We start from the raw sequence: 25195 nt of genomic DNA, 5'->3' as shown, positions 1-25195 counted from the left end.
CATGACCGAGATGCCGGGAACGGACCGGGCGCTGGAAAGGGCGTCGTCACAGATCAGATCCGCCGGGGAGGATCCTCCTTTGGTTTCCGAAGTGGTGCGCTTTTTCGACGAGGATACGTTCACCGCCAGCTATATCGTGCGCGACCCGGCAACGACACGCTGCGCGGTGATCGATCCGGTGCTCGGCTACGATCCGGCATCGGGCCGCACCTCGACAGGGAAGGCGGATGAAATCGTCGCCCGGGTCGAGCGGGAGGGCTGGCATGTGGAATGGATATTGGAAACCCACGCCCATGCCGATCATCTGTCCGCCGCGCCGCACATCCAGAAACGCCTGGGCGGCACGATCGGCATCGGCGCGCACATCACCGAAGTGCAGCATATCTTCGCGAAACTGTTCAACTTGGAGGCGGGTTTTTCATCTGATGGTTCGGAATTCGGCCATCTGTTCGACGATGGCGAGCAGTTCCGCATCGGCGAAATGCCGGTCACCTGCCTGCATGTACCGGGGCACACGCCTGCCTGCATGGCCTATGTCATCGGCGATGCGGCCTTTGTCGGCGACACGTTGTTCATGCCGGACTATGGCACGGCGCGGGCGGATTTTCCGGGCGGCGACGCGGCAACGCTGTTCCGCTCCATTCGCCGTCTGCTGGCGCTGCCACCGGATACGCGCGTGTTCCTGTGCCATGACTACAAGGCACCGGGGCGGGACATCTTCGTCACGGAAACGACCATCGCCGCGCAGCACAGGCACAATATCCACGTCCATGACGGCGTTACCGAAGAGGATTTCGTCGCCATGCGCACGAAGCGCGACGCGGATCTGGATCTGCCGAGGCTGATACTGCCCTCCGTACAGGTGAATATCCGCGCCGGTCATCTGCCGCCTGCGGAATCGAACGGTACGCGCTATCTTAAAATTCCCATCGACAAGGTCTGAGGTCGTGGAAATCCGCAAACTCGACGAGAATGTGTCGGTTTCGTCAATGCCCGGGATCGCCGATATCGCTGCGGCCGCGGCGGCGGGCTATCGTTCGCTCGTCATGAATCGCCCGGACAGGGAGGAACCTGGGCAATTGCCCGTGCTGGCGCTGCGCAGCGCGGCGGCGAGTGCCAATCTTGCCTTCGTCAGCGTCCCGGTGAGCAGCGTGACCGCCATCCATGACACGGATGTCGATCATTTCGTGCGGGCGGTTGCGGAGCTGCCAAAGCCCGTCCTTGCCTTCTGCCGTTCCGGCACGCGCTCGGCGACGCTATGGGCGCTGGACCAGATGCGCCGCCGGCCCAGGGAAGAGGTGGCTTCGGACCTGCTCGCCGCACGGGCAGGCAGCGATGCCCTATTGAAAAAGCTGGAAAGCTGGGAACGGAGGCGGCAGCCGCCCGCCCTGGCGCACCAGATCGTCATCATCGGCGGCGGTGCCGCTGGCATTGCCGCCGCCGCAAGTCTGAAGCGGCGCGGGAAAAAGCTCGATATCGCCATTGTCGAACCAAAGCGGGTTCACCATTACCAGCCCGGCTGGACGCTGGTGGGTGCCGGTCTGTATCCACGCGCCGGAACCGAGCGGCCCCTCGGTCCCCTGCTCCCGCACGGGGCGGCGCTGGTGGAGGGGGAGGCTGTTCGCTTCGATCCCGAACATAGCCAGTTGATGTTGAAGGATGGACGGCTGGTTTCCTATGCCACGCTTATCCTCGCCATGGGAATCGAGCTCGACTGGACCGCCATTCCCGGCCTGGCGGAAACGCTCGGCGAAAATGGCGTGACATCGAACTACACGTTCGAGACCGCGCCCTATACGTGGGAACTTGCCGAGCGACTAAAGGGCGGCCGGGCGGTCTTCACCCAGCCGCCCATGCCGATCAAATGCGCAGGTGCGCCGCAAAAAACAATGTACCTGGCCTGCGATCACTGGCGCGCCAAGGACCGGCTGAACGATATCGACGTGGAATTCCACACGCCCGGCGCGGCCATGTTCGGCGTGAAGGACTTCATTCCCGAACTGAACCGCTATGTGGATCATTATGGGATCGAACCCCATTTCGGGTCGCGCCTGATCGCTGTGGATGGCCCCACCAGGCAGGCGACGTTCGCCATCACCCAGACTGACGGCCGAACACGGCAGGAAACGCGGCATTTCGACATGCTGCACGCCGTGCCGCCGCAGCGGGCGCCGCGGGCGTTGCGCGAAAGCAAATTGAGCGATGCCGAGGGCTGGGCGGAAGTGGACCCCGAAACCTTGCAACATGTCGACTTCCCCAATGTCTTCGCCCTAGGCGATTGCTGTTCAGCGCCCAATGCCAAAACCGCGGCGGCGGTACGGTCTCAGGCACCGGTCGTCGCCGAAAACCTGGTACAGTATCTAAACGGCGCGCCCCTCACCCGCGCCTATGACGGTTATGGGTCCTGTCCATTGACGGTCGCACGCGGCAAGGCGCTGCTCGCCGAGTTTGGTTATAAGGGAAAACTGCTGCCCAGCGTCCCCCGCCTGCTGAACAACCCCGTCAGGGCGACACGCCTCGGCTGGCTGATAAAGCGCTACATCATCCCGAATTTTTACTGGGCAGGGATGCTGAAGGGCCGTGAATGGCTTTTGAAGCGCACCCCCCTCAATAGCTCTTCACACGATTAGCCTGCCGGCGGGACATGCGAACTTGCACAGCGAATATGGTGCCAATATCCGCCGGAAAAAGGGTTTTGGCGCTCGCGAAATTCAACGAAATCCGGAAATGGCAGAATATGAAATATGATGGTAGATGGCTGGTTCAAGGATAGGAATCGCCATGTCCAGATCCGCTCACGTGCCGAACCGTCCCGCCGACGAACTGGCGCGGCATGAACTGTTGCTCAAGGCGCTGCTCACACTGTCGCCAGATGTGGTCATCACGATAAACAGACATGGTATTATCCAGTCGCTCGGGCAGGCTGTCCAGACCATGTTCGGCTATGCCCATGATGAGCTTGTCGGTCAGAACGTCGCCATTTTGATGCCTTCGCCCGATCGGGAACAGCATGACGGATATATTGAGCGTTTCCTGACCACGGGCGAACCGCGTATCATTGGCATCGGACGGCAGGTGCGCGGGCGGCGGAAAGACGGCGAACTGTTTCCGCTATTCCTTCGGGTCGCCGAGGTGTGGGACGGCGGCGAGCCGATGTTTCTCGGCATGTTGCACGACCTGACTGAGGAAGAAGCGCTGAAGTCCCGTGAACAGGAATTGCGCGCGGCGATGCAGCATATGTCGCGGGTCGCTTCCCTGGGTGAGCTGGCAGCCGAAATATCGCATGAACTCAACCAGCCGCTGACCGCCATCACTCAGTATCTGAGCGCGTTGAACGCCAGCCTTGCCATGGATGCCCCCGACCTCGCCGGCATAGGCGCACTGGCGCGGAAGGCGAACGCGCAGGCGCAGCGGGCGGGAGACGTGGTCCGCTCGATGCGCCGCTTCGTGAAAACGGAAACCGGACGGCGCGAAGCGTGCGATGTCGCGCGCCTGCTGTCGGAAAGCGTCGATCTTTCCCTCCTCGACCGGGAAATGGAGCGCATCGACGTTCGCTTCGACCTTCCTGCCGACCTTCCGCCCGTCCTGTGCGAACCGGTGCAGGTTCAGCAGGTGGTGCACAATCTCCTCAGAAACGCGGTCGAGGCGATGCACGAAACCAGTGAACCTGTCATCAGGCTGAAGGCGCGCGCGACCGGAAAGAGCAGGATAGAGATCGTGGTGGAGGACAATGGCGCGGGCATCGCGCCCAATATGCGGGATCAGCTGTTCGAGCGGTTCAGAACGGGCAGGCGCGACGGTCTGGGCATCGGCCTTGCCATATGCCGGTCGATCGTTACGGCGCATGGCGGCCAGATTGAAGCCGAAGACGCGCTTGGCGGCGGCACCTGCTTCCGGTTTACGCTTCCCGCGGCGGACCGCCCGTGACGAAAGCGCAGGTCCTCATTCTCGACGATGACGACGCCGTCCTCGACGCGCTGACGCTGCGGCTGGAATTGGAGGGCTATGGCATCATCGCCTCTGCCGATCCGGCCGCCTTCATGAAGACCGCCAATGTGAACGAAAGCGACTGCCTTCTGCTCGACATGCGGATGCCGGGGACGGACGGGATGGCGGTTCTTGAACATGTCAGGACACGGGCGCCGCACCTCCCGGTCATCATGATGACCGGCCACGGCGACGTCGAACTGGCCGTCGCGGCGCTGAAGGCCGGGGCAATGGATTTTCTGGAAAAGCCGTTTGCCGACCGGCGCCTGCTGGATGCCATCGAGAAGGCGGTCAGCGCCAGACGCTCGGCGCAGGCCGCGTCCGGCGCTGACGATGCCGTCCATGACCGGTTCGGCCGCCTCACCCCCAGGGAAACAGACGTGTTTCATGAACTCATCGCCGGGCATCCGAACAAGATCATCGCGCATCATCTGGGGTGCAGCCAGCGGACCGTGGAAATCCACCGGTCGCGCGTCATGACGAAGATGCAGGCGGGCAATCTGGCCGACCTCGTCCGCATGGCTGTCGAGGGCGGCCTGTCGGGCGGCAAGTAGGTATTTACCGCTATACCGGCTGCGTACCGATCGGATGCGTAGGTAGATTTCACGACTCAAACCGCGCACCCGCGCATGCTTTTTACGTCTCATCGCAACAGTCGATGAGGAGCATCCAATGCCTGCCCAGACGATCATCATGTCCGCAAGTCCCGCGCCCGTCACGGCTGCGCCGCATGCCGCCACGGGTGAGACGCTGTTCTGGGAAGGCGATGCCGCCGAGCGGCTCTACAGGATCGAGTCCGGCATTGTGCGCGGTGTGCGCTACACCGAGGAAGGCGAACGCAATATCGTCGGCTTTTACTTTGCCGGAGACATGATCGGCGTTCCTGTCGCGGGGGCGTATCGCTTTACCGCCGAGGCCGTCACTGATGTCACCTACACGGCGGTTCTGCTCGACAGGCTGGCCGATGATGTCCGCAGCGGCGGCGCGGCGCGGCTGTTCGAAACCGTGCAGACGGAGCTGGGTGCCGATGAACTGCACAGCCAACTGCTCTGCCGCCACGGCGCGCTGCAGCGCATGTGCGCTTTCATCTCGGGACTTTACCGGCGTCTGGGCGGCGCGACCATAGAGGCCATCGCGCAGGTCGACATGGCGGATTATCTCGCGCTGACGCCCGAAACCGTCTGCCGCTCGCTAAAGAAGATGCGTGATAGCGGCGTCATCGCCATGCCCCGTCACAACCGGATCGACGTCGTCGATCCAGGCGCGCTGGCGGCGATGTCGTTTCAATAGCGCCATTCCGATGCCGAAGGCCCTGCCAAGGGCCTGGAGCAGGGCCTCGTTCACGCCCTTATCGGCATCGACATCGAAGGGCGAAGATCTGGATTTCCCGCCTGGTCAAGTGCCGCGGCCTTTACCCGGCCCTTCTGGCGAGGCGGTCGATTTTCGAGAAAAGCGCGCCAAGGTCACGGTTCTCACCATGTACCTGCCCGGCAAAACTGTGCCGCACGGGTGAAATGCCCGACAGTCTAAGGACGCTGCGATCGAATGCGCGCACCCCAAAGGCACCAAAAGCGAGCCGGTACGCAAGCGCCGGCATCCCCATTGTCGTGATCAGCCGGGCCGATTTTCCCTTCAGCAGGCGCTGCGGAAATCCTTCCTCCTGCTTGCCGAGGGCAAAGCCGGGCCGCATGATCTGCTCCCAGAAACATTTCGTATGGCCGGGCAGGTCGCCCAGCCATAGCGGGAAGATGATGACCAGATGATCGCACCAGCGAATGACCTCCTGGCTTTCCGCGAGCGATGGGGGCAGCGCCGACTCCTCGAACTCCTGCTGCGTGCGAATGCAGTCGAAATCCAGATCGGCCGTGCGGATGACACGCACCTCGTGCCGCGCCCCGCGCGCCGCACGCGCATATCTTTCGCCCAGCGCATCGCACAGACGCTCTTCGGAGGGGTCCGGATGGCACTGGAAAATGGCGATCCTGTGGGTTTTCATTCGGCGCTCTCCAAACAGGCTCAGGACTTTACCGCCATCAGCTCACGCACGCTGACGATCTTATAGGGGACCTGATCGCCGTCCGGTTCCGTGACGGTAATGTAATTGCCGGTTTCAATGGCGTGTGTCGCCAGGGCGAAGATGGTTTCGTCATCCTCGTCGCCAGGTTCATAGGAAAACGCCCATTTGCCGTCGGCGCGAAGGATCAACCGCCCGCTTTCCTCGCCATCTTCGGGCGACATGTGAAGGATGGAGGCGCGCGCCGGCGCCTTCTCATAGGTCGCGGCATCGACCCGCCCTTCGGCATTCAGGGGCAGAGTGAGCATATAGGCATGGGAGGGAGACCCCTCGGGATTTTCCCTTGTACGGCCCATTTCCAGCCTGATCCGGTACCAGCTCATATGTTGGCCTCCTTTTTCCGAATTTGTGTATCCGGAGGTTACGCGCTGCCCGACGGGGCCGGTTTGATCGCGCGCAAGTGCCGCGAACGCGTCAGTCCGCGACAGCGACACCGCGCCCGTCGGTTCGGCGGGAAATGCGTGTTCTCCCGCCGGTCCATGGCCGGTCCCTGCCCTTCGCGCAGGAGCAGGCGGGCTTCACTTGACCGGCGACAAGGCGGGACGACATCCAGACATTACGCCCGCCATATGAATATCCTGGAAAAAGTATGTGAGATGACAAAACCGTTCCTACCCGTTCCCTTTGCCGCCTCCCTCGCCGCCACCTTCGCGCTGACATTCGCCGCACTCCCTTCCGCGGCCCAGACGCCGCTTACCAGCGGCACGGTGGAGGCGCTGGTGGCGGATCTCTCGCCCGGCGATTTCATCTGGGCCGAAAACGCCGCGCCGCAGGGTCCGGTCCTCATCGTCATCAGCCGCCCGCTGCAACGGGCATATGTTTATCGAAACGGCGTTCCCATCGGTATTTCCACCGTTTCCACGGGCCGCAAGGGACACGAAACACCGACCGGGCTATTCACCGTGCTGCAAAAGCGCGTCGAACATTATTCCAATCTCTACAATAATGCGCCCATGCCCTATATGCAGCGGCTGACCTGGGGCGGTGTCGCCCTGCATGCGGGCAATCTGCCGGGCTATCCCGCCTCGCATGGCTGTATCCGCCTGCCCCACGAATTCGCCAGACTGCTTTATGGCGTGACCGCACTTGGCATCACGGTCGTCATCACCGACGCCGACGCGGTCCCAAGGCTCGCGCCGGAACCCGGGATTTTCCTGAACGGCAGGGTCTCGATACCGCCTGCGCACCAGCGGGGGATGACCTATTGGCGGCCGGACCTGTCACCCACCGGACCGGTCTCGATCGTCGTCAGCGCCGCCGACAGGGAATTGCACATCCTGAGGAATGGCAGGGAAATCGGACGCGCGCCTGTCGAACTCACCGGGCCGGGCGATGCCACCCATGCCTATGTCATTCAGGAGGGGGACACGGGGATCGAGTGGCTGGAGGTCCAGCTGCTGGGCCGCGACCGGAAACTCAGCGACGATGCTCCTTTGCAATTCAGCACGAGCAGGGCCTTCCGGAAGCATCTCGATACCGTGCTCGTGCCGGGCACGTCGGTCATCCTGACACCCGACACGCTGCGCGGCGACAGCACCGGCGATCCGCTGACCATCATGGAGGCGGGGAATATCGAGGCGCCGGAAAGCGAGGACTGACGGGTCCGGCCTGCGATCAGCGGCGCGTTCATATCTCAAGCACAACGCGGCCGTCGATCTTCCCCGCGCGCATCCGATCGAAAATGCCGTTGATATCATCGAGTTTGCCCCAGTTGAAATGCGTCTTGACCTCGCCGCGCGCGGCAAACCCAAGCGCTTCCCTCAGGTCGAGACGCGTGCCGACGATCGAGCCCCGGACGGTCAGCCGTTTTACGACGGTCTCGAAAATCGGCAGCGGAAAGCTGCCCGGCGGCACGCCGACCATGGCGATCGTACCGCGCCGCCGCAGCATCGCCACCGCCTGCGAGAAGGCCGCATTGCCGACCGCCGTCACCAGCGCGCCATGCGCGCCGCCAATCTGTGCCTGAACCTCCGCCGCCGCGTCGCTACGGGAGGCGTCGATGGTCTCGTCCGCGCCCAGATCGCGTGCCAGCGCCAGCTTGTCTTCGGCGATATCGACCGCGATCACCCGCATCCCCATGGCCTTGGCATATTGCACCGCCATGTGGCCAAGGCCGCCAATACCGGAAATGGCGACCCATTGGCCGGGGCGGACTTCGGTTTCCTTCAGCCCTTTATAGACAGTGACCCCTGCGCACAGGACAGGCGCCGCGGTTCCGAAATCGAGACTGTCGGGCAGCACACCGACATAGTCGGCGTCAGCGCGGACATAATCCGCATAGGCACCGTCGACCGTGTAACCGGTCATCTGCTGGCTTTCGCATAATGTTTCCCAGCCGCCCATGCAATGATCGCAGCGGGCGCAGGCCGTGTGCAGCCACGGAACGCCGACCCGGTCGCCTTCCTTCAGATGCGTGACGCCCTGCCCCACGACGGCGACCTCGCCGACACCTTCATGGCCGGGAATGAAGGGAACGCTGGGCTTTACCGGCCAGTCGCCGGTGGCCGCGTGCAGATCGGTATGACAGACGCCCGACGCCCTTACCCTTACAAGAACCTGACCAGGTCCGGCTTCGGGAACGGCAACCTCGCGCAGTTCCAGCGGCCTGCCGAGTTCCGTCACGACGGCCGCTCTCATCATCTGTGTCATGTGATTCGCTCCTGGTGCGTAAGATCTGCTGTTCCGCTTATGCTTTCGAACCGGGCGGCTGTTGATCCTGCTCAAGTGGCGGGATGCGGCAAGCTGGCAGACGTGCTGGCAACCGGAACAGGAGCCCCATTATGATAAGGATCATCATCAGCCTCTTCGTCATGCTGCTCGCCGTGCCGACCGCGGCGCAGCATGCGCTGACCGAGGGGACCATCGAGGGCCGCGTCGCCGCGTTAAAACCAGGCGAATTTCTCTGGGCCGAAGCGGTCGCACCCGAAGGGCCACTGCTGATGGTCGTCAGCGTGCCGACGTCGCGCGCCTATATGTACAGGAACGGCATTCCCATCGGCATCGCCGCCATCAATGCCGGAACGCCGCGGGCACCGGCTCCGCCCGGTGTCTTCACCATCCTGGAAAAGCAGCTGGAGCACCGCGCCAGTGAAGGTACGGAAAGCCGCGTTCCTTTCATGCAGCGGATGACCTGGTCGGGCGTTTCGCTCCATGGCCATGACGCGGGGCACTGCCCGGTTCTGGACGGTTGCATCCGCCTGCCGCAGGCCTTCGCCCGCCTGCTATACGATGAATCCGCGGTCGGCATGACCGTCATCGTCACGCAGGTGGATAGCATCCCGCGCATTGCGCCTGGCCCTGCCCTTCTGACGCCTGACGAACCGCAGGGCGCGCTGGACCATCTGGAGCTTAGCTGGCATCCCGAACGCGCGCCGAAAGGACCGATTTCCATCATCGTCAGTGCGGCCGATCGCGAGATTCACGTGCTGAGGAACGGCGTCGAGATCGGCGCGGCACCAGTGGTCCTTGGCCGCGACGTGACCGGCCTTGAGGTCTATACGCTCGCTGCGGCGAACCCGGAGGCGGACAGCTTTCGGTGGCTGAAAGTCCCCCTCGCAGATGACAATGACCAGCCCGTTCAAATTTCGGCTGACGAGCGCGCCAAACTGGGACTCGCCTTGCCATTTCGGAATTTGCTGGCGGCGGAACTCGTCGTGGGAACGACCGTCGTGGTCACCCCCGACAGTCTCGCGCCTCGTCCGGTGCTGAGCCGCGGTCTCATCATGCGGGGCACAAACGGCGAAGGCCCGCCCGATTGACCGGTGCCTGCCGCCGCCTCTCGCCATAGGCCGCGGGCTGCATCGACACCGCCGCTTGCGGCGCGTGCGCATGGCTGCGGTTGATGCCCGTCAATATCCGGCCTCCGAACATCGCCTAGCAGGTCGGCACATGCTTTTCAGGAGAGACCGTCATGACCATGCTCGAAATCGAAGACGGCCTGCCCGATGCGCACAATGGCTGGCGCGGCAGGCTGGAAACACGCAGCGGCCGCGATATCCGTGTGCGCCCCGCTCACGAGGATGACGAAGCCCGGCTCGATGCGTTTTTTCGCCACGTCACACCCGAGGATCTGCGCTTCCGCTTCCTGTCGCCGATGCGGCAGGTGAGCGAGGACCAGATCCACGCCCTGTCGCACGTCGATCATCGCCGAACGGAAAACTTCCTTGCCTTCGATGCGGAAACACATGACCTGGTCGCCACCGCCATGCTGGCCGGCGATGACAGGATGGAGACGGCTGAAGTCGCCATGGTCATGCATGAGGATTATAAAGGCCGCGGCATAGGCTGGGCGCTGCTGAGCCATGTCGCGCGATTTGCCGAAGCGCGCGGATTCCAGACGCTGAAGTCCATCGAAAGCCGCGAGCATCGCGCCGCCATCCAGATGGAACGCGAAATGGGCTTTACCGCCGCCAGCGATCCCGATGACGGCAGCATTGTGGTGTTAACGAAGACACTTGGCTGATCCCCGCCCGGCCTAGGCGGGACTGGCCTGAGAGGGGCTCGTCCGGGTGGGCCGCGTTACCGCCGCCACCGAACGCCTTAGCGACATGGGCAGCGCGGGCGCATAACCGAACCGGATCACCAGGCTGGGCCGGGCATCGCCGACGCCCAGCCACTGCGCGAAATCCGGGCGCAGGTCTTCCACCTCGACAGGCTGGTTCACATGCGCGTGACGAATGTTCATCGCCGTCGCCATCAAGGCAAACCGCTGATAACTGCGGCCGACCCGGATCCAGTGATCGGGATCCTCGCCGGCGGCGGTGAACACGGCGATCCCGGCGGAAGATGCGATCTGCTCCCGGTAACGGCTGTTCTCGCTGTCTTTCCTGAACACCAGAGGAAACAGCCCTTTGGCGAGCCAGGCGGGAATGGCGGGTTGGCCCGAGACGGCATTGAACAGCCCGTCGCGCGTCCTGAGCGCGCTTTTCGTATCGAAACGGATCCAGTCCTTCAGTTCCGCGATGAACGCAGGATTGTCGAGTTGCCGTTCATTGCCCTCCACCACATATTCCGCGACGCGCGCCATGCGCCCCGCATCGGTTATCAGCCGGATATCGATGTCATCCATCGCGGCGGCCGACAGCAGCTTGTCCAGATCCGCTTTCGCGACGGGCGTCCCGCTATAGGTGCTGCGCGTGCACTGCCTGCGCGTGATCGCCCAGAATAGCGGCCCGGGCGGTTTGCCCGTACTGCCAAACGCCACACCCACGCCGGGATTGGCGGCGGCAAGAGGGTGGGGAAGCGCGGCCTGCCCCGTCGCTTCCGCCGCAATCAGCAAATTTTCGAGCGCGCAGCCCAGGCTAACGTAAAGATGATGATCGTCGGGATCGACAATGGGCGTCCGGCGCGACGGATCGGGCATGATGGCAAGCGTCCCGCCCTCTCCCGGCACGAACAGCCAGGGCTGGGCATTATGCGCGTTGGCGGCGAGCGTCGCGTACCGGATCAGCTCCGGCATGGTCGCTTCACCGCTCAGGGGGACGCGCAGCGCCGCGGCAAGCTGCTCATAACCGCCCATCGCGCCCGCAGCGCCGCATCCGGCCAGCAGGCCGGCGGAGGAGGCCGCCAGCACCCCCTTGCCGAAGGCACGTCTGCTAATGGCACTCGGAGATATTGGTGTAACGCGCATCGGTCGCCTCTTTCCAGGCCGCACGGCCCATCGGGAATGGCAGGAGACTTAGGAAATCCGCGGATGCTGCCGCTTGACCGGGATCAACGCGCGCCCGCACGGCCTGGATTATGAATGCCTGGGGTGACCGCTGGCGACGCTCCCCTCCGCACCTGCGTTTGCCATGCGAACCGCCATGTTCAGGAGATGGAAATTTCAGGGCAGTGACAAATATGGATAAGTCTACAATGACACGGCGGCGCATGATCACGCTGGCCGCCGCCGCCGCTGCCGCCGCCCGCGCCCTTCCTGCCCGCGCCGCTTCGGCAGCCCGGCCAAGGCTCCTCGACCGGGCCCTTGCCGCGCTTGACCGGCACGGCGATATATTCACGCACAGGGACCGCATCGGCATCGCCGACTTTGCGAGCCCGTCCGGCACGGCACGCTTTCACATCGTCGATATCGCCAGCGGGGCGGCGCAAAGCCTGCTTGTCGCCCATGGCAGCGGCTCCGACCCCGATCATAGCGGCTTTCTGCAGCGTTTCTCAAACCGGTCCGGCTCGCACGCGACGTCATCGGGCGCTTATCTGACCACCACCTATTATCGCGGCAAATATGGCCGGTCGCTGCGCCTTGCCGGGCTGGACGACAGCAACAGCAATGCCGAACCCCGCGCCATTGTCGTGCACGGCGCCTGGTATGTCGATTCGGGCATGGCGCGCGACCAGGGCCGCATTGGCCGCAGTCAGGGGTGTTTCGCGTTCGAACAATCGGAAATCGCGGGCGTCCTCGACCGGCTCGGCCCCGGCCGGCTCATTTACGCGGATCGTTAGGCAGCAGCCCGCCTCACGACGGATTTCCTCACGGCGGATTTCGGTTCCCGTTCCCGCAGGCAGGCGGCATGACAGGCCGGGGACGGCGCGGGCGGCGTGTCCTCGCCGTCAAACGGAATTTCCAGGCTGCCGCCACTGCATAGCGGCAGGCGCAGCATGTTCGCTTCTGCGGGCGGTGCGGGCGAGAGCATCGCGGCCGGCAGAGCGAGCGTCGCCAGGATGTGCGCGGCCCGGTCAAACCGCATGGCTGAACCGTCCTGCGCTGTTCTGGCGATAGGGGTCGAGCGCGGCGGCAATGCTGCGGGCATAGGGGGCGGCATCGGCGGCCAGCCGCAATGTGCCGCCGTCCACGGTCAGCAATTGGCGACGCTGGAAGACGGCGAATGCCGACCATTCCGCCTCTGTCAGCCCCGTGCCCGTCAGGTCGGCATGGCCGTGGCAGAGCAGGGTCTCGATCGCCCGGCCGCGCGCCCGGTCGCGGGCGGAGCGCCTGACGCCCTTATCAGCGCAAAGCTGTCCCGCGCCCGCACGCATGCGGTAGCGCCCGATATTTTTCTCATTCTGTACGATCAGGTCGGGAAACTGACTGATCGCTGATGCACCCAAACCGATCAGTACGTCCGCACCGTCCTCGGTAAAGCCCTGAAAATTCCGCCGCAGCCTGCCCGCGCGCGCCGCTGCCGCCAGCGGGTCATGCGGCAGCGCGAAATGGTCGAAGCCGATCGCTTCATAGCCCGCCGCCACCAGCATGTCGTGACCCCGCGCCGCCATGTCGAACCGCTCCGCCGCACCCGCCAGGCTGCGGGCGTCAATCCGGCACTGACGCGGGATCGCTTTCGGCATATGGGCATAACCGAACAGCGCGATACGCTCGGGCCGCAGGGTTATGGCGGTTTCGATCGTTTCCCTCAGATCATCGCTATCCTGTCCCGGCAGACCGTACATCAGGTCGAAATTAAGCGAACGGATGCCCGCCGCGCGCAGGGCCGCCACGGCATCGCGGATGTCCGCCTCCGGCTGGACGCGGCCAATGGCGTGCTGCACGTGCGGCGCGAATGTCTGGACGCCAAGGCTCGCATGCGCCGCGCCAACTTCCGATAGCGCCTGCGCCCAGGACGGGCCGAAACCGCGCGGGTCAAGCTCGACGGAGACGAGCGGCGACTCCGCCGCAAAGCTGTTCGTCAGCCGCCGGACAAGCTCCTGAAATTCATCGGCCTTCAGCGCATTGGGGCTGCCCCCGCCAAAGGCGATGCGTCCGATCTTCCCGCGCGCGCCAAGACATTTGGCGACCGTAAAGATCTCCTCGAAGAGGGCAGCTAGATAGCTCGATACGCGCGCCCTGCCATTGGCGCGGCCGGTATTGCAGCCGCAATACCAGCAGATCTGCTCGCAATAGGGGATGTGCACGTAAAGCGATATTTCGGCGTCTTCGCGAACCGCGCCCAGGGCGTCCGCATAATCGCCGGCGCACGTATCGGGAGAGAATTCGGCGGCGGTGGGAAAGCTCGTATAGCGCGGCACGGGCCGGGCGAGCAGATCATGATGATAGGTCCACATGACCCCGCCTTTGCCTTGCGCTAGCCTGCCGTATCTTGAGCAGGATCAAAATTCAGGATCGGCAAAGGCAAACACCGCCCCAGATAGGCGGGTTCGGCATGATTCCTGTCCGCCCACTCACGAAGTTCCGCCATCCGCCTGACAGACGGAGCCGTCCTCCCCCGGACGGCCGCCGCCCGTGGATTTCACAGCCGGGGCGGACGGGTGAAATTCACGGGCGGTGCTGCTGCGCAACTGGCCTGCAAATGTGATCAGACGTCGTCGATGACATCCTTGACGGCGCCTTTTACCTTGCCGACGCCTTCTTGCAGGTCGCCTTTGGTCTCCTGCGTCTGTCCTTCGCGCTGCATTTCCTTGTCACCGGTCAGTTTGCCGACACCCTGCTTGATGTTGCCGGCGGCCTGATTGGCCTTGCCCTCCGCCTTGTCGCTATATTCGCTCATGATCGTCATCCTCGTGCGGAATGCACGTGTTGTCGAAACGAATGCGCTCTATCCATGTTCCCGGTCCATCAACGCGGCGACAAGTGGCTGAAAGCCTCCGCAGCTGGCGCCGTGACCGCGCGCCCGTTCGGTGACATCTCCTCCAGTCCAATATTTATCGCTGATGGACGCCTCCCGCCGGACCGCGCCAATGCGCGTGCCAGTCTGCGACCTCAGCGTTGATATCCGCGGATAATGTCGTCTGCACATTCCGGCAGGCATGTGTTTCTGCTGACCCAGCCGCTCGGAAATCATGACGATCACGCATCACGTCTTTTTTGCGATTGATTTGCATATACACTTGCAATAGCAGCGCCGCACATCATTCAAAAAGGCTCATATTTCCATGCGGCACAAATTCGCTTTTGCGGTTACCACGATTCTTTCCACGACCCTGTTTCCCGCTGCGGCATATGCTGCGGACGTGGCTGCTGATGTTGCCGCCGGTTCAGCGGAAATGGACGCGGGCGCGGTGGACAGGGAAATCATTGTCAAAGGACAATATCTGTCGATCGACAAGCTGAACGCCGTCAAGACACCGACACCGCTCATCGATATCCCGCAAAGCCTTTCGATCATCGACAGCCGCCGGATCGCCGATCAGGCGTTCACCAGCATTGGCGACATTACCCGCTACACGCCCGGCGTATCGGCCAGCCAGGGCGAAGGGCACCGCGATGCGATCATCATTCGCGGCAACCAGACGACGGCGGACTTCTTCATCGACGGTCTGCGCGACGACGTGCAATATTACCGCCCACTTTATAATCTGGAACAGGTTGAGATCCTGCGCGGCGCGAACGCGCTTCTGTTCGGCCGCGGCGGCGGCGGCGGCGTCATCAACCGGGTGACGAAAAGAGCGGACTTCAGCGAAACATTCACCGGCGTCACGGCCAGCGTCGATACGTTCGGTTCCGTCTATCTTGCCGGCGACCTGAATTTCGCCGCCAGTGACAGCGCCGCGGTGCGCCTCAACGGCTATTATACCGGCTTCGACAACCATCGTGATTTCGTTGGCGGCGATGCCTTCGCCCTCAATCCGACCGTAACGCTAAAGGCGGGCGCGAATACCGACATTGTGCTTTCATATGAATATGTCGACGATGACCGCACCATCGATCGCGGCGTACCTTCACAGAATGTCGCGAACGGACCGGATGTGCCGCTGAAGGGGTTCGACAGGACGTTCTTCGGTTCGCCCGACGCCAATTATACCACGCTGCAGGCGCACATTGTGAAAGCGCATGTCGATCACACCTTCTCGGACAGCCTGCGCGGCAATTTCACGGCGCAATATGCCGACTATGACAAGCTGTACCAGAATCTGTTCGCCAGCGAAGAGGTCGTTGTCACGAATGGCACATTCCCGTCCGTGGAACTGGATGGCTACCGTGACATCACGAAGCGGCAGAACCTGATCATGCAGGCCAATCTGGTTGGTGAATTCGACACGGGCAGCTTCGGTCATACGCTTCTGTTCGGCTTTGAATATGGTGACCAGGATTCGAAGAACAGCCGCGCCGACAATCTTTTCGCGCAAAATGGCGACGATCAGATTGTGATCCCGTTCACCGATCCACTGAACATCCCGGCCTTTTCGTTCCCGGTGCTCGGCCGCAACCGCGCGTCGCAGGTCGAATTCCTTTCCATCTACCTGCAGGATCAGGTCGACGTCACCGACTGGCTGAAGATTGTCGGCGGCCTGCGGTTCGACCGGTTCGATATCGATGTCACCGACATTATCGAGGTGAATGACGGCGCCGCCGACGGCAATGACGGCCTGCTGTCCCGCAAGGATGAGGAGATCACACCGCGCATCGGCTTCATCCTGAAACCGCAGGAAACATTGTCCATTTACGGCAGCTACAGCGAAAGCTTCCTGCCACGTTCCGGCGACCAGTTCCTGACGCTTAGCCCCACGAGCGAAGCGCTCGAGCCGCAGAAATTCGAAAATCTGGAAATCGGCGCGAAATGGGACATTCGTGACGGCCTGTCAGCGACCCTTGCCCTCTTCCGCCTTGAACAGCAGAGCGTAACGACGGTCGACCCGCTGGATCAGGGCAGCTCGATCATTCTGCCCGGCGTCGTGACGGACGGTATCGAGCTGACGCTGACCGGCAGGCTTACGGATAAATGGTCGCTCAACACGGGCTTCAGCTATCTCGACGGCGATGTCGATGGCGGCACTCTGGACGGCAACAAGACGCGCCAGACCCCCGAAACCATGGTCTCGCTATGGAGCCAGTATCAGGCGACCGAACAGCTCGGCCTTGGCCTCGGTCTGACCCACCAAAGCTCATTCTTTGTGCGTGAGGACAATAGCGTGCGCGTCCCCGGCTATACCCGCCTCGACGCCGCCGTCTTCTACGATGTCAGCGATGCCCTGCGTTTGCAGCTGAACGTCGAAAATCTGACGAACACCGATTATTTTCCCGACGCGCACAGCAATGACAATATCTCGACAGGCAAACCTTTGAATGCGCGCTTTACGATCAGCGGCAGGTTCTGAAGCGCAGGCCTTGGAAAAACACCCCTCCCCTGATGGAGGGGCTGGGGGTGGTGAGGCCTGCGGACGCGGCGCGGGCGCGCAAAAAAGCGTGCTTTGGGCGCGCAAGGTCCGGCAATTGCCCTTTCTATCCACTCTGGCAGCGTGAAACCGGGCGGCTGATCCGGCATTCTACCGGCGAACCGATCAGAGAAATCACCCGCACGCATGCATATGAATGACATCGCCCCGGAATGGGCAGCCGACCCCGATACGCTCCCAGACTGGCTGCGACAGGCGCTCGCGGTCCCGCGCGAAGAGGGCATGGTCCAGGCGGCCGGGGCCGAAATTCATTATTTCCGCTGGGGCGACCGGTCGAAACCCGGACTGCTGATGGCACATGGGTTCCTCAGCCACGCACGCTGCTTCGCCTTCATCGCACCGTTCCTGGCACAGGATTATCACATCGTCGCCTATGACCTGTCCGGCATGGGCGACAGCGGGTCCCGGCCGTCATATCCTCAGGACGTGCGGGTCGCGGAAATGGTCGAGGTGGCCCACCATACCGGCCTGATGGATGCGGACAGAAAACCGGTTCTCATCGCGCACAGCTATGCGTGCGGCATCGGTCTCGACACCATGTACCGGCATCATGACCGGTTCGCGGGATTCATCATCTGTGACATGATGGCGATGAGCCCCGAACGACTGGCCAGGCATTATTCAAGCGGCGCAGGCCCGCCGAGCAGGCGCGACCCGAACCGCCCGCACCGGATCTATCCGGATTTCCCATCCGCGCGCGAACGTTTCGTCCTGTCGCCGCCGCAGCCCGTGGGGGAGGCGATTCTCGCCGAATATATGGCGTATCACTCGCTGCGCACCGTGGATGGCGGCTATAGCTGGAAATTCGACCCGCGCGTCCTCGCCGACGACCGGGACCGGGAAACCTATTGGCGAACGCTGGGCGAGCGTATCGTCGGCATTCCGGGACGCTCCGCCATCATCCATGGCCGCGAAAGCCGCCTTTTCGACGGCGAGTCCGCGGACTGGCTGCGCGGCATCGGCGCCAGGATTCCGATCACCGGCATACCCCATGCGCACCATCATCTGATGCTGGACCAGCCAATCGCTTTCGCCGCGGCCCTGGAAACCGTGCTCGCAGGCTGGCGGCACGACCGCGTTTGATGCCGGGATAGGGGGAGAAACGAGACATGGCCGACTTCAGCTTCGGCGCGATTGCCGCCTGGCTCGGAGCGGTCGTTGATCACGGCGGCCCCGCCATCCTGCGCGGCGATCACGTCACCTCCTGGGATGATTTCGACCGCCGCCCGGATAATGGCGGGAGGCGCAAAAAACGTCGCCCGCAATTCAGCCCTAGCTGGCGGCTTTCTTGCCCAGCGAGATATTGCCGAAGCGCTTGTTGAAGCGCGCCATGCGCCCGCCCGTGTCCAGCAACTTCTTGTTACCGCCCGTCCATGCGGGGTGCGAAACGCTATCGATCTCCAGCTTCAGCGTATCGCCCTCTTTGCCCCAGGTGGAGCGGGTCTGATAGGTGGTGCCGTCGGTCATTTCGACGTTGATCATGTGATAGTCGGGATGGATATCGGTCTTCATGGCGTTACAAACTTTCCGTGCACCCGCCGATTACAGACCGGCAGGCCAATGGGATCGCGATATTGCGAGGTGGCGGCCACATAGCGCCGCGCGCCCCCGGATGCAAGCCGCTGAACCCCACTTGAGACTGGTTACGCTTGCGACTATGCACCCCTCATGACCCGTCACATCGGCATGCCCCTCGCCCAGACCGACGCCGACCATAAGGCGAATAGCGCCGCCATGGCGGACCTTCTTGTAGACCTCCGTGAAAAATCGGAAATGATCGCGAAGGGCGGGAATGAGCGCGCCCGGACGCGCCATACCGATCGCGGCAAGCTGCTCCCGCGCGAGCGTGTCGAACGCCTGCTCGACCCGGGCAGCGCGTTTCTCGAACTGTCCCTGTTCGCCGCGCATGACATGTATGAGGATGACATTCCCGCCGCGGGCATGATTTCCGGTGTCGGCCAGGTCAGCGGACGCACCTGCGTCATCGTCTGCAACGATGCCACGGTAAAGGGCGGCACATACTACCCCGTCACCGTCAAGAAACATCTGCGCGCGCAGGCCATCGCCCGCGAAAACCGCCTGCCCTGCCTTTATCTGGTCGACTCCGGCGGCGCGAACCTGCCAAATCAGGATGAGGTCTTTCCCGACCGCGACGATTTCGGACGCATCTTCTTCAACCAGGCCACCATGAGCGGCCTGGGCATTCCGCAGATCGCCGCTGTCCTGGGCAGTTGCACGGCGGGCGGCGCCTATGTCCCCGCCATGTCCGACCAGTCCATCATCGTGAAGGACCAGGGCACCATCTTTCTCGGCGGCCCGCCGCTGGTAAAGGCGGCGACCGGCGAGGAAGTCACCGCAGAGGATCTTGGCGGCGGCGATGTTCATGCGCGCCTGTCCGGCGTGGTGGATCATCTGGCCGATGACGACGCGCACGCCCTGCGCCTGATGCGCGATATCGTGGCGACCTTCCCGCCTGTCCCCGGTGCGCAGGTGAACCGGCAGAAGGCGGCCGCGCCGCGTTTCCCCGCCGACGACCTTTACGGCCTCGTCCCGACCGACACGCGCCAGTCCGTGGACGTGCACGAGATTATCGCGCGCCTGACCGACGACAGCGCGTTTGACGAATATAAGCCGCTCTACGGCGAAACCCTGGTCTGCGGCTTTGCGCATGTCGAGGGCCTGCCCGTCGGCATCATCGCGAATAACGGCATTCTTTTTTCCGAAAGCGCGCAAAAAGGCGCGCATTTCATCGAGCTTTGCTGCCAGCGGAAAATCCCGCTGCTGTTTCTCCAGAACATTTCCGGCTTCATGGTCGGCCGCAAATATGAAAATGAGGGCATTGCCAAGCACGGCGCGAAGCTCGTCACCGCCGTTGCCTGCGCCGCCGTCCCGAAACTCACCATCGTCATTGGCGGCAGCTACGGGGCCGGCAATTACGGCATGTGCGGCCGTGCCTATGACCCGCGCTTTCTGTTCATGTGGCCCAATGCCCGCATCAGCGTCATGGGCGGCGAACAGGCGGCGTCCGTGCTGGCCGAGGTCAAGCGCGGCGGCTTCGAATCCGACGCCGAGAAAGAGGCTTTCAAGGCACCGATCCGCGCGCAGTACGACCATCAGGGCCACCCCTATTATTCCAGCGCGCGCCTGTGGGACGACGGCATCATCGATCCCGCCGACACCCGCACGGTCGTTGCACTGTGCCTTGACGCGGCATTGCAGCAACCGATTGAGGACACGCAGTTCGGCGTGTTCCGGATGTGATGGCAAACGGCCGCGATACGCAAGGCCCGATCATCCCGAGCGCGGTCGAGGGACGCACGAAGCCGCTGCAGAACGACCGCGCGTCCCTCGACTGCGTTCGGGATGATGAAATCAGGGGAACCGCTTCGGAGAAGGAGACCGCACCATCATGAACGACAACATCCCCGCCTCGCTCCCGACCTCCGACGTGCTTCTTGCCGAGATCGACAATCACGACGTCGCCAGACTGACCATGAACCGGCCAGAGCGGCACAACGCCTTCACGCCCGAGCTCATTGCCGCCCTCCACGCGGCCTTCGACGCCATTGCCCGGATGAAAGGCATCCGCGCCGTCGTGCTGAAGGGCGAGGGGCGCAGCTTCTCCGCCGGTGCCGACCTTGGTTACATGAAAGAGGCGGGCGGCTGGGATGAAGCGGAAAACATCGCCGACGGGCAGCGCCTGTCGGACATGCTGAACGCGATTTACACCTGCCCCGTCCCGACAATCGCCGTCGCTCATGGCGCGGTGTATGGCGGCGGCGTTGGCCTGATCGCCTGCGCGGACCTTGCCATCGCGATACAGACCGCGCAGTTCCGGCTTTCGGAAATCCGCCTTGGCATCACGCCCGCCACGATCAGCCCCTTTGTGATCAAGGCCATCGGCGCGCGCCACGCCCGTCGCTATTTCATGACCGCAGAGCCTTTTTCAGCGGCCGAAGCGCGCCGCATCGGCCTCGTCCACCGCGCGCTCACCACGTCGGGCGATGCGGATCAGCAGATCGGCGAATGGATCGAGCTGCTGGGCGAAGCGGCGCCCGGCGCCGTGCGGGACGCGAAAACGCTGATCATGGACTATGCCGGCGAAGAAATTACGGATGAGCTCCGCACCGACAGCGCAAACCGCATCGCCGCCCGCCGCGCAGACCCCGAAGGCAAAGAAGGCCTGACCGCCTTTCTCGAGAAACGCGCTCCGAAGTGGTGACGCTGCTTCCAATGCAACCCACCAATCTCGATCATTCCGGGCGCAGTCGAGGGATGATTGAATTTGAGCGGTTGCGTCGCCGTGGTGAGTTGTCCAGCCAATGAGCGCTTACTGGACCTACATCCTGCAGCTTCGAACGGGCCACTATTATGTCGGTCACACTGGCGACCTTGACCGCAGAATCGGTGAGCACATGTCCGGTGAGGGCGATGGCTTCGTCGCCAATCGCCTGCCCTGCACCCTGGTATACGCCGACCAATTCGAAACCAGAACGCAGGCGTTTGAGCAGGAACGCCGTCTGAAAAGCTGGTCTCGGGCCAAGAAAGAAGCGTTCATGGAGCAACGCTGGAGCGACCTCAGCATTCTCGCAACCCCGCCCAAGGAGCGCCAACAGCGAATTTTGGCCGATACCAAAACTCCATCTCAATCATCCCGAGCGCAGTCGAGGGACGCACTCAAGCTGCTGCAAAACAATGACGCGTCCCTCGACTGCGCTCGGGATGATGAAGTTCAAGACATCACATCAAACACTCACGCGGATACCCATCCAAATGCATAAACTCCTCATCGCAAATCGCGGCGAAATCGCCCGCCGCGTCATCCGCACAGCTCATGCCATGGGGATCGAGACGGTCGCGGTCTATTCGGACGCCGACGCGAACGCCCCGCACGTTCGCGAGGCGACGCAGGCCGTCAATATCGGCCCGGCCGAGGCGGCGAAGTCCTATCTGCTGCCGCACCGCATCATCGAGGCCGCGCAGAAGACGGGCGCCGACGCCGTCCACCCGGGCTACGGCTTCCTGTCCGAAAATGCCGACTTCGCGCGCAAACTCGCAGAGGCGAACATCATTTTCGTCGGCCCGCCCGCCAGTGCGATCGACAAGATGGGTCTGAAAGACGCCGCCAAGGCGCTCATGAAAAAGGCGAAAGTTCCCGTAACGCCCGGCTATCAGGGTGATGACCAGTCATTGCAGCGCCTTGAATCGGCGGCCCGCTCGGTTGGCTATCCGCTCCTAATCAAGGCCGTTGCCGGCGGCGGCGGCAAGGGCATGCGTCGCGTCGACAGCGAAGACGAATTCGCCGAGGCCCTGCTCGCGGCCAAACGCGAGGGTGAAGCCAGTTTCGGCAATGACAATGTCCTTATCGAAAAACTGATTGGGTGTCCCCGGCATGTCGAGGTGCAGGTATTCGCCGACGATCATGGCAATGTCGTCCACCTGTTCGAACGCGACTGCTCTTTGCAGCGCCGTCATCAGAAGGTGATTGAGGAGGCCCCTGCCCCCGGCCTGTCCGACCGGACGCGCGCGGCGCTCGGCGAGGCGGCGGTCAAGGCGGCCCGCGCCATCGACTATCGCGGCGCCGGCACCATCGAATTCATCCTCGACACCGAACAGATGGACGAAAACGGCGACAACCCATTCTACTTCATGGAAATGAACACGCGGCTGCAGGTCGAACATCCTGTGACGGAATTCATCACCGGCACAGATCTTGTGGAATGGCAGATCCGCGTCGCCCGCGGTGAGGCGCTCCCGCTCTTGCAGGATGACATCGCCATCACCGGGCACAGCATGGAGGCCCGCCTCTATGCGGAGGACCCGGAAAGCGGATTTCTGCCCTCAACCGGCACGCTTGCCCGGCTTGCCTACCCGGCGGAAAGCCGCTCGGTCCGGATTGATTCGGGCGTTGAAGAAGGCGGCGAAGTCAGCGTCCATTACGATCCGATGATCGCCAAGATTATCACGCATGGTCCCACCCGTGCCGCCGCCAATGATGCGCTTGTGCGCGCGCTGGGCGAAACCATTGTAACTGGTGTGAAGACCAATCGCGCGTTTCTGACCCGACTCGTCGATACGAAGGCGTTCCGCGCCGGTGAGGTGCATACCGGCTTCATCGAACAGCATGCCGAGGAGATCGCGCCGACAACTTCCATCCCGGCGGCCGCCTACATCATCGCGGCTTTGGCTGAACTTCAGGCGGGAGCGGTGGCAACTTCCGCGACCATGTTTTCCCGCTTCCCCGGCTGGCGCAACAATTTGCCGGTGGACCGGTTCATCGACCTCTACCCCGTCTCGTCGGACCCGGTGCATCTCACACTTCGCCGTGATGGCGATACATTCCGCATCAGCGGTCTTGAGAATGCGTACAGTGCCACGGGGCACTGGCGAACCGATACCGCCTTCGAGGCGGCCATTGACGACATGCTGCACAGCGCCGTCATTATCCGCTCGGATGGACAGATAGAGGTGCGGCTTGACGGCGCCGTCCACAACTTCGCCCTTACCGCGGAAAGCCAGGGCGGCGGGGCGGCCAGCGATGGCAGCATTCTGGCGCCCATGCCCGGCCGCATCCTGTCGCTTGACGTTGAGGAAGGACAGAAGGTCGCGGCGGGAGACCGACTCTGCGTTCTGGAAGCCATGAAAATGGAAAACCGCCTGTCCGCGCCTTTCGCCGGCACCGTCACCGCGCTCAACACCGCAAAGGACGACCAGGTCGCCGAGGGGACGATGCTGATGAAGATCGAAGCGGACTAGCCCCCGGGCACGACGCGGAGATGAAGGAACCCCTGTCCTACGCATCCAATTCATGATCAAATGTTGTGAACCCGGCGAATCCTATTGCGGTATCGTCAAGACAAACCGTATTCCGGCACAAACTTCGCCACCTTCGGAGACATTATTCCCATGCAGACCCTGAAATTCGATCACGGCGAAACCATTGACATGCTGCGTGACAGCATCCGCGGCTGGGCGACCGACAAGCTTGCCCCGCGGGCAGCCGAAATTGATGAAAGCAATCAATTTCCGCGCGACCTCTGGCCCCAGCTTGGCGATCTCGGCCTGCTCGGGATCACGATTTCAGAAGAGGATGGCGGCACCGGCCTTGGCTATCTCGCGCATACCATCGCCGTCGAGGAGATCAGCCGCGCGTCTGCCAGCGTCGGGCTCAGCTACGGTGCGCATTCCAATCTCTGCGTCAACCAGCTTGGCCGCTGGGGCAATGCGGAGCAGAAGGCGAAATACCTGCCCAGGCTGATGTCCGGCGAACATGTCGGCTCACTCGCCATGTCCGAACCCGGGTCGGGCTCCGACGTCGTTTCGATGCGGCTACGCGCGGAGACGCGCAACGATCGCTATATCCTGAACGGCAATAAGATGTGGATCACCAATGGTCCGGAGGCGGACACGCTCATCGTCTACGCCAAGACCGACATGGAAGCGGGTCCCAAGGGGATCAGCGCCTTCCTCATCGAAAAGGGCATGGCCGGTTTCAAGACGGCGCAGAAGCTCGACAAGCTTGGCATGCGCGGCTCCGACACCTGTGAACTGGTGTTTGAGGATTGCGAAGTCCCCTATGAAAACCGTCTTGGCGAAGAGGGACAAGGTGCGCAGATCCTGATGTCGGGCCTCGATTATGAGCGTGTCGTCCTCTCCGGCGGGCCGCTTGGCATCATGGCCGCTTGCATGGACGTTGTCGTGCCGTACGTCCACGAGCGCAGCCAGTTTGGCAAACCCATTGGCACATTCCAGCTCATGCAGGGAAAGCTTGCCGACATGTACGTCGCCTGGAACACGGCGCGTGCTTATGTCTATGAAGTGGCAAAGGCCTGCGATCGCGGTGAGACCGCGCGCAAGGACGCTGCGGGTGCCATTCTTTACTCGGCGGAGAAGGCGACATGGATGGCGCTCGAAGCCATTCAGGCGCTCGGCGGCAATGGTTACATCAATGAATATCCGACCGGCCGCCTTCTGCGCGATGCGAAACTCTATGAAATCGGCGCCGGTACCAGCGAAATCCGCCGTTTCCTCATTGGCCGCGAACTTTTCGCGGAAACGGCATGAAAC

At 62.8% G+C, this 25195-nt stretch carries 24 protein-coding genes; 16 read left to right on the top strand and 8 right to left on the bottom strand.

Annotation, left to right across the window (positions count from 1 at the left end; translation table 11 throughout):
• The first annotated feature begins 10 nt into the window (after nt 1-10).
• From KCG44_RS07375 to KCG44_RS07355, 5 genes are all read left to right on the top strand, one after another.
• Complete coding sequence (locus tag KCG44_RS07375) at nt 11-943, top strand: MBL fold metallo-hydrolase (RefSeq protein WP_218445657.1); 933 nt, start codon at nt 11-13, stop codon at nt 941-943.
• A 4-nt stretch (nt 944-947) separates the two neighbouring features.
• On the top strand, nt 948-2630 hold the full coding sequence (locus KCG44_RS07370) for a bifunctional protein tyrosine phosphatase family protein/NAD(P)/FAD-dependent oxidoreductase (protein WP_218445272.1): 1683 nt from the start codon (nt 948-950) through the stop codon (nt 2628-2630).
• A 151-nt stretch (nt 2631-2781) separates the two neighbouring features.
• Nucleotides 2782-3927 (top strand): sensor histidine kinase, encoded by a 1146-nt coding sequence (locus KCG44_RS07365; RefSeq protein ID WP_218445271.1) that lies wholly within the window; start codon nt 2782-2784, stop codon nt 3925-3927.
• Nucleotides 3924-4541: a response regulator transcription factor gene (locus tag KCG44_RS07360; RefSeq protein WP_218445270.1), complete on the top strand. Its 618-nt coding sequence runs from the start codon at nt 3924-3926 to the stop codon at nt 4539-4541. Before KCG44_RS07365 ends, KCG44_RS07360 begins: the two co-directional genes overlap by 4 nt.
• Before the next feature lie 118 nt (nt 4542-4659).
• On the top strand, nt 4660-5277 hold the full coding sequence (locus KCG44_RS07355) for a Crp/Fnr family transcriptional regulator (protein WP_218445269.1): 618 nt from the start codon (nt 4660-4662) through the stop codon (nt 5275-5277).
• Nucleotides 5278-5398: 121 nt separating this feature from the next.
• Here the strand turns inward: KCG44_RS07355 and KCG44_RS07350 are convergent, their stop codons facing one another.
• Nucleotides 5399-5983 (bottom strand): NAD(P)H-dependent oxidoreductase, encoded by a 585-nt coding sequence (locus KCG44_RS07350; RefSeq protein ID WP_218445268.1) that lies wholly within the window; start codon nt 5981-5983, stop codon nt 5399-5401.
• Nucleotides 5984-6003: 20 nt separating this feature from the next.
• Nucleotides 6004-6384, bottom strand: coding sequence for a hypothetical protein (locus tag KCG44_RS07345; protein ID WP_218445266.1), 381 nt, complete (start codon nt 6382-6384; stop codon nt 6004-6006).
• A 273-nt stretch (nt 6385-6657) separates the two neighbouring features.
• Between KCG44_RS07345 and KCG44_RS07340 the strand changes: the two genes are divergently transcribed.
• Nucleotides 6658-7659 carry a L,D-transpeptidase gene (locus tag KCG44_RS07340; protein ID WP_218445265.1) on the top strand — a complete coding sequence of 334 codons (1002 nt, stop codon included), beginning with the start codon at nt 6658-6660 and terminating at the stop codon, nt 7657-7659.
• 28 nt (nt 7660-7687) lie between these two features.
• Here the strand turns inward: KCG44_RS07340 and adhP are convergent, their stop codons facing one another.
• Nucleotides 7688-8710 carry an alcohol dehydrogenase AdhP gene (adhP, locus tag KCG44_RS07335; protein WP_218445264.1) on the bottom strand — a complete coding sequence of 341 codons (1023 nt, stop codon included), beginning with the start codon at nt 8708-8710 and terminating at the stop codon, nt 7688-7690.
• A gap of 83 nt (nt 8711-8793) precedes the next feature.
• Here adhP and KCG44_RS07330 point away from each other — a divergent pair, with 83 nt between their 5' ends.
• Both KCG44_RS07330 and KCG44_RS07325 read left to right on the top strand, forming a co-directional pair.
• Nucleotides 8794-9819, top strand: a complete 1026-nt coding sequence (locus KCG44_RS07330; RefSeq protein ID WP_255536392.1) for a L,D-transpeptidase family protein — start codon at nt 8794-8796, stop codon at nt 9817-9819.
• Nucleotides 9820-9971: 152 nt separating this feature from the next.
• Complete coding sequence (locus KCG44_RS07325) at nt 9972-10523, top strand: GNAT family N-acetyltransferase (protein WP_255536391.1); 552 nt, start codon at nt 9972-9974, stop codon at nt 10521-10523.
• Nucleotides 10524-10535: 12 nt separating this feature from the next.
• Here the strand turns inward: KCG44_RS07325 and KCG44_RS07320 are convergent, their stop codons facing one another.
• The gene (locus KCG44_RS07320; RefSeq protein ID WP_218445261.1) at nt 10536-11690 is read right to left on the bottom strand and encodes an Acg family FMN-binding oxidoreductase; all 1155 of its coding nucleotides are present in this window, start codon (nt 11688-11690) and stop codon (nt 10536-10538) included.
• Between the two features lie 212 nt (nt 11691-11902).
• Between KCG44_RS07320 and KCG44_RS07315 the strand changes: the two genes are divergently transcribed.
• Nucleotides 11903-12502 (top strand): murein L,D-transpeptidase catalytic domain family protein, encoded by a 600-nt coding sequence (locus KCG44_RS07315; RefSeq protein ID WP_218445260.1) that lies wholly within the window; start codon nt 11903-11905, stop codon nt 12500-12502.
• Here KCG44_RS07315 and KCG44_RS07310 read toward each other — a convergent pair.
• The 3 genes from KCG44_RS07310 to KCG44_RS07300 form a co-directional block, all read right to left on the bottom strand.
• Nucleotides 12499-12747: a hypothetical protein gene (locus KCG44_RS07310; protein ID WP_218445259.1), complete on the bottom strand. Its 249-nt coding sequence runs from the start codon at nt 12745-12747 to the stop codon at nt 12499-12501. The genes KCG44_RS07315 and KCG44_RS07310 overlap by 4 nt on opposite strands.
• Entirely contained in the window at nt 12737-14059 is a 1323-nt protein-coding gene (locus KCG44_RS07305) for a radical SAM protein (RefSeq protein ID WP_218445257.1), read from the bottom strand. Before KCG44_RS07305 ends, KCG44_RS07310 begins: the two co-directional genes overlap by 11 nt.
• Nucleotides 14060-14310: 251 nt before the next feature.
• Nucleotides 14311-14502 (bottom strand): CsbD family protein, encoded by a 192-nt coding sequence (locus KCG44_RS07300; RefSeq protein WP_218445256.1) that lies wholly within the window; start codon nt 14500-14502, stop codon nt 14311-14313.
• A 385-nt stretch (nt 14503-14887) separates the two neighbouring features.
• On the opposite strand from KCG44_RS07300, the gene KCG44_RS07295 reads away from it, so the two are divergent.
• Both KCG44_RS07295 and KCG44_RS07290 read left to right on the top strand, forming a co-directional pair.
• Nucleotides 14888-17050 carry a TonB-dependent receptor gene (locus tag KCG44_RS07295; protein ID WP_218445255.1) on the top strand — a complete coding sequence of 721 codons (2163 nt, stop codon included), beginning with the start codon at nt 14888-14890 and terminating at the stop codon, nt 17048-17050.
• Nucleotides 17051-17260: 210 nt separating this feature from the next.
• Complete coding sequence (locus tag KCG44_RS07290; RefSeq protein ID WP_255536390.1) at nt 17261-18211, top strand: alpha/beta fold hydrolase; 951 nt, start codon at nt 17261-17263, stop codon at nt 18209-18211.
• 189 nt (nt 18212-18400) lie between these two features.
• On the opposite strand, the gene rpmE is transcribed toward KCG44_RS07290, so the two are convergent.
• On the bottom strand, nt 18401-18640 hold the full coding sequence (gene rpmE, locus KCG44_RS07285; protein WP_218445252.1) for a 50S ribosomal protein L31: 240 nt from the start codon (nt 18638-18640) through the stop codon (nt 18401-18403).
• A gap of 156 nt (nt 18641-18796) precedes the next feature.
• Between rpmE and KCG44_RS07280 the strand changes: the two genes are divergently transcribed.
• From KCG44_RS07280 to KCG44_RS07260, 5 genes are all read left to right on the top strand, one after another.
• Nucleotides 18797-20389, top strand: coding sequence for a carboxyl transferase domain-containing protein (locus tag KCG44_RS07280; protein WP_218445251.1), 1593 nt, complete (start codon nt 18797-18799; stop codon nt 20387-20389).
• Between the two features lie 148 nt (nt 20390-20537).
• Nucleotides 20538-21350, top strand: a complete 813-nt coding sequence (locus KCG44_RS07275) for an enoyl-CoA hydratase-related protein (RefSeq protein ID WP_218445250.1) — start codon at nt 20538-20540, stop codon at nt 21348-21350.
• Nucleotides 21351-21450: 100 nt separating this feature from the next.
• On the top strand, nt 21451-21909 hold the full coding sequence (locus KCG44_RS07270) for a GIY-YIG nuclease family protein (protein WP_218445249.1): 459 nt from the start codon (nt 21451-21453) through the stop codon (nt 21907-21909).
• Nucleotides 21902-23884 (top strand): acetyl/propionyl/methylcrotonyl-CoA carboxylase subunit alpha, encoded by a 1983-nt coding sequence (locus KCG44_RS07265; protein ID WP_218445247.1) that lies wholly within the window; start codon nt 21902-21904, stop codon nt 23882-23884. The genes KCG44_RS07270 and KCG44_RS07265 overlap by 8 nt, the downstream gene beginning before the upstream one ends.
• Before the next feature lie 150 nt (nt 23885-24034).
• Entirely contained in the window at nt 24035-25192 is a 1158-nt protein-coding gene (locus tag KCG44_RS07260; RefSeq protein WP_255536389.1) for an isovaleryl-CoA dehydrogenase, read from the top strand.
• The last annotated feature ends 3 nt before the right edge of the window (nt 25193-25195 follow it).

Origin of the sequence: Pacificimonas pallii, assembly GCF_019204005.1 — a bacterium.
Classification (GTDB): Bacteria; Pseudomonadota; Alphaproteobacteria; order Sphingomonadales; family Sphingomonadaceae; genus Pacificimonas; species Pacificimonas pallii.
The sequence above is the reverse complement of the archived record's forward strand: the minus strand, read 5'-3'. Positions and strand labels throughout refer to the sequence as shown.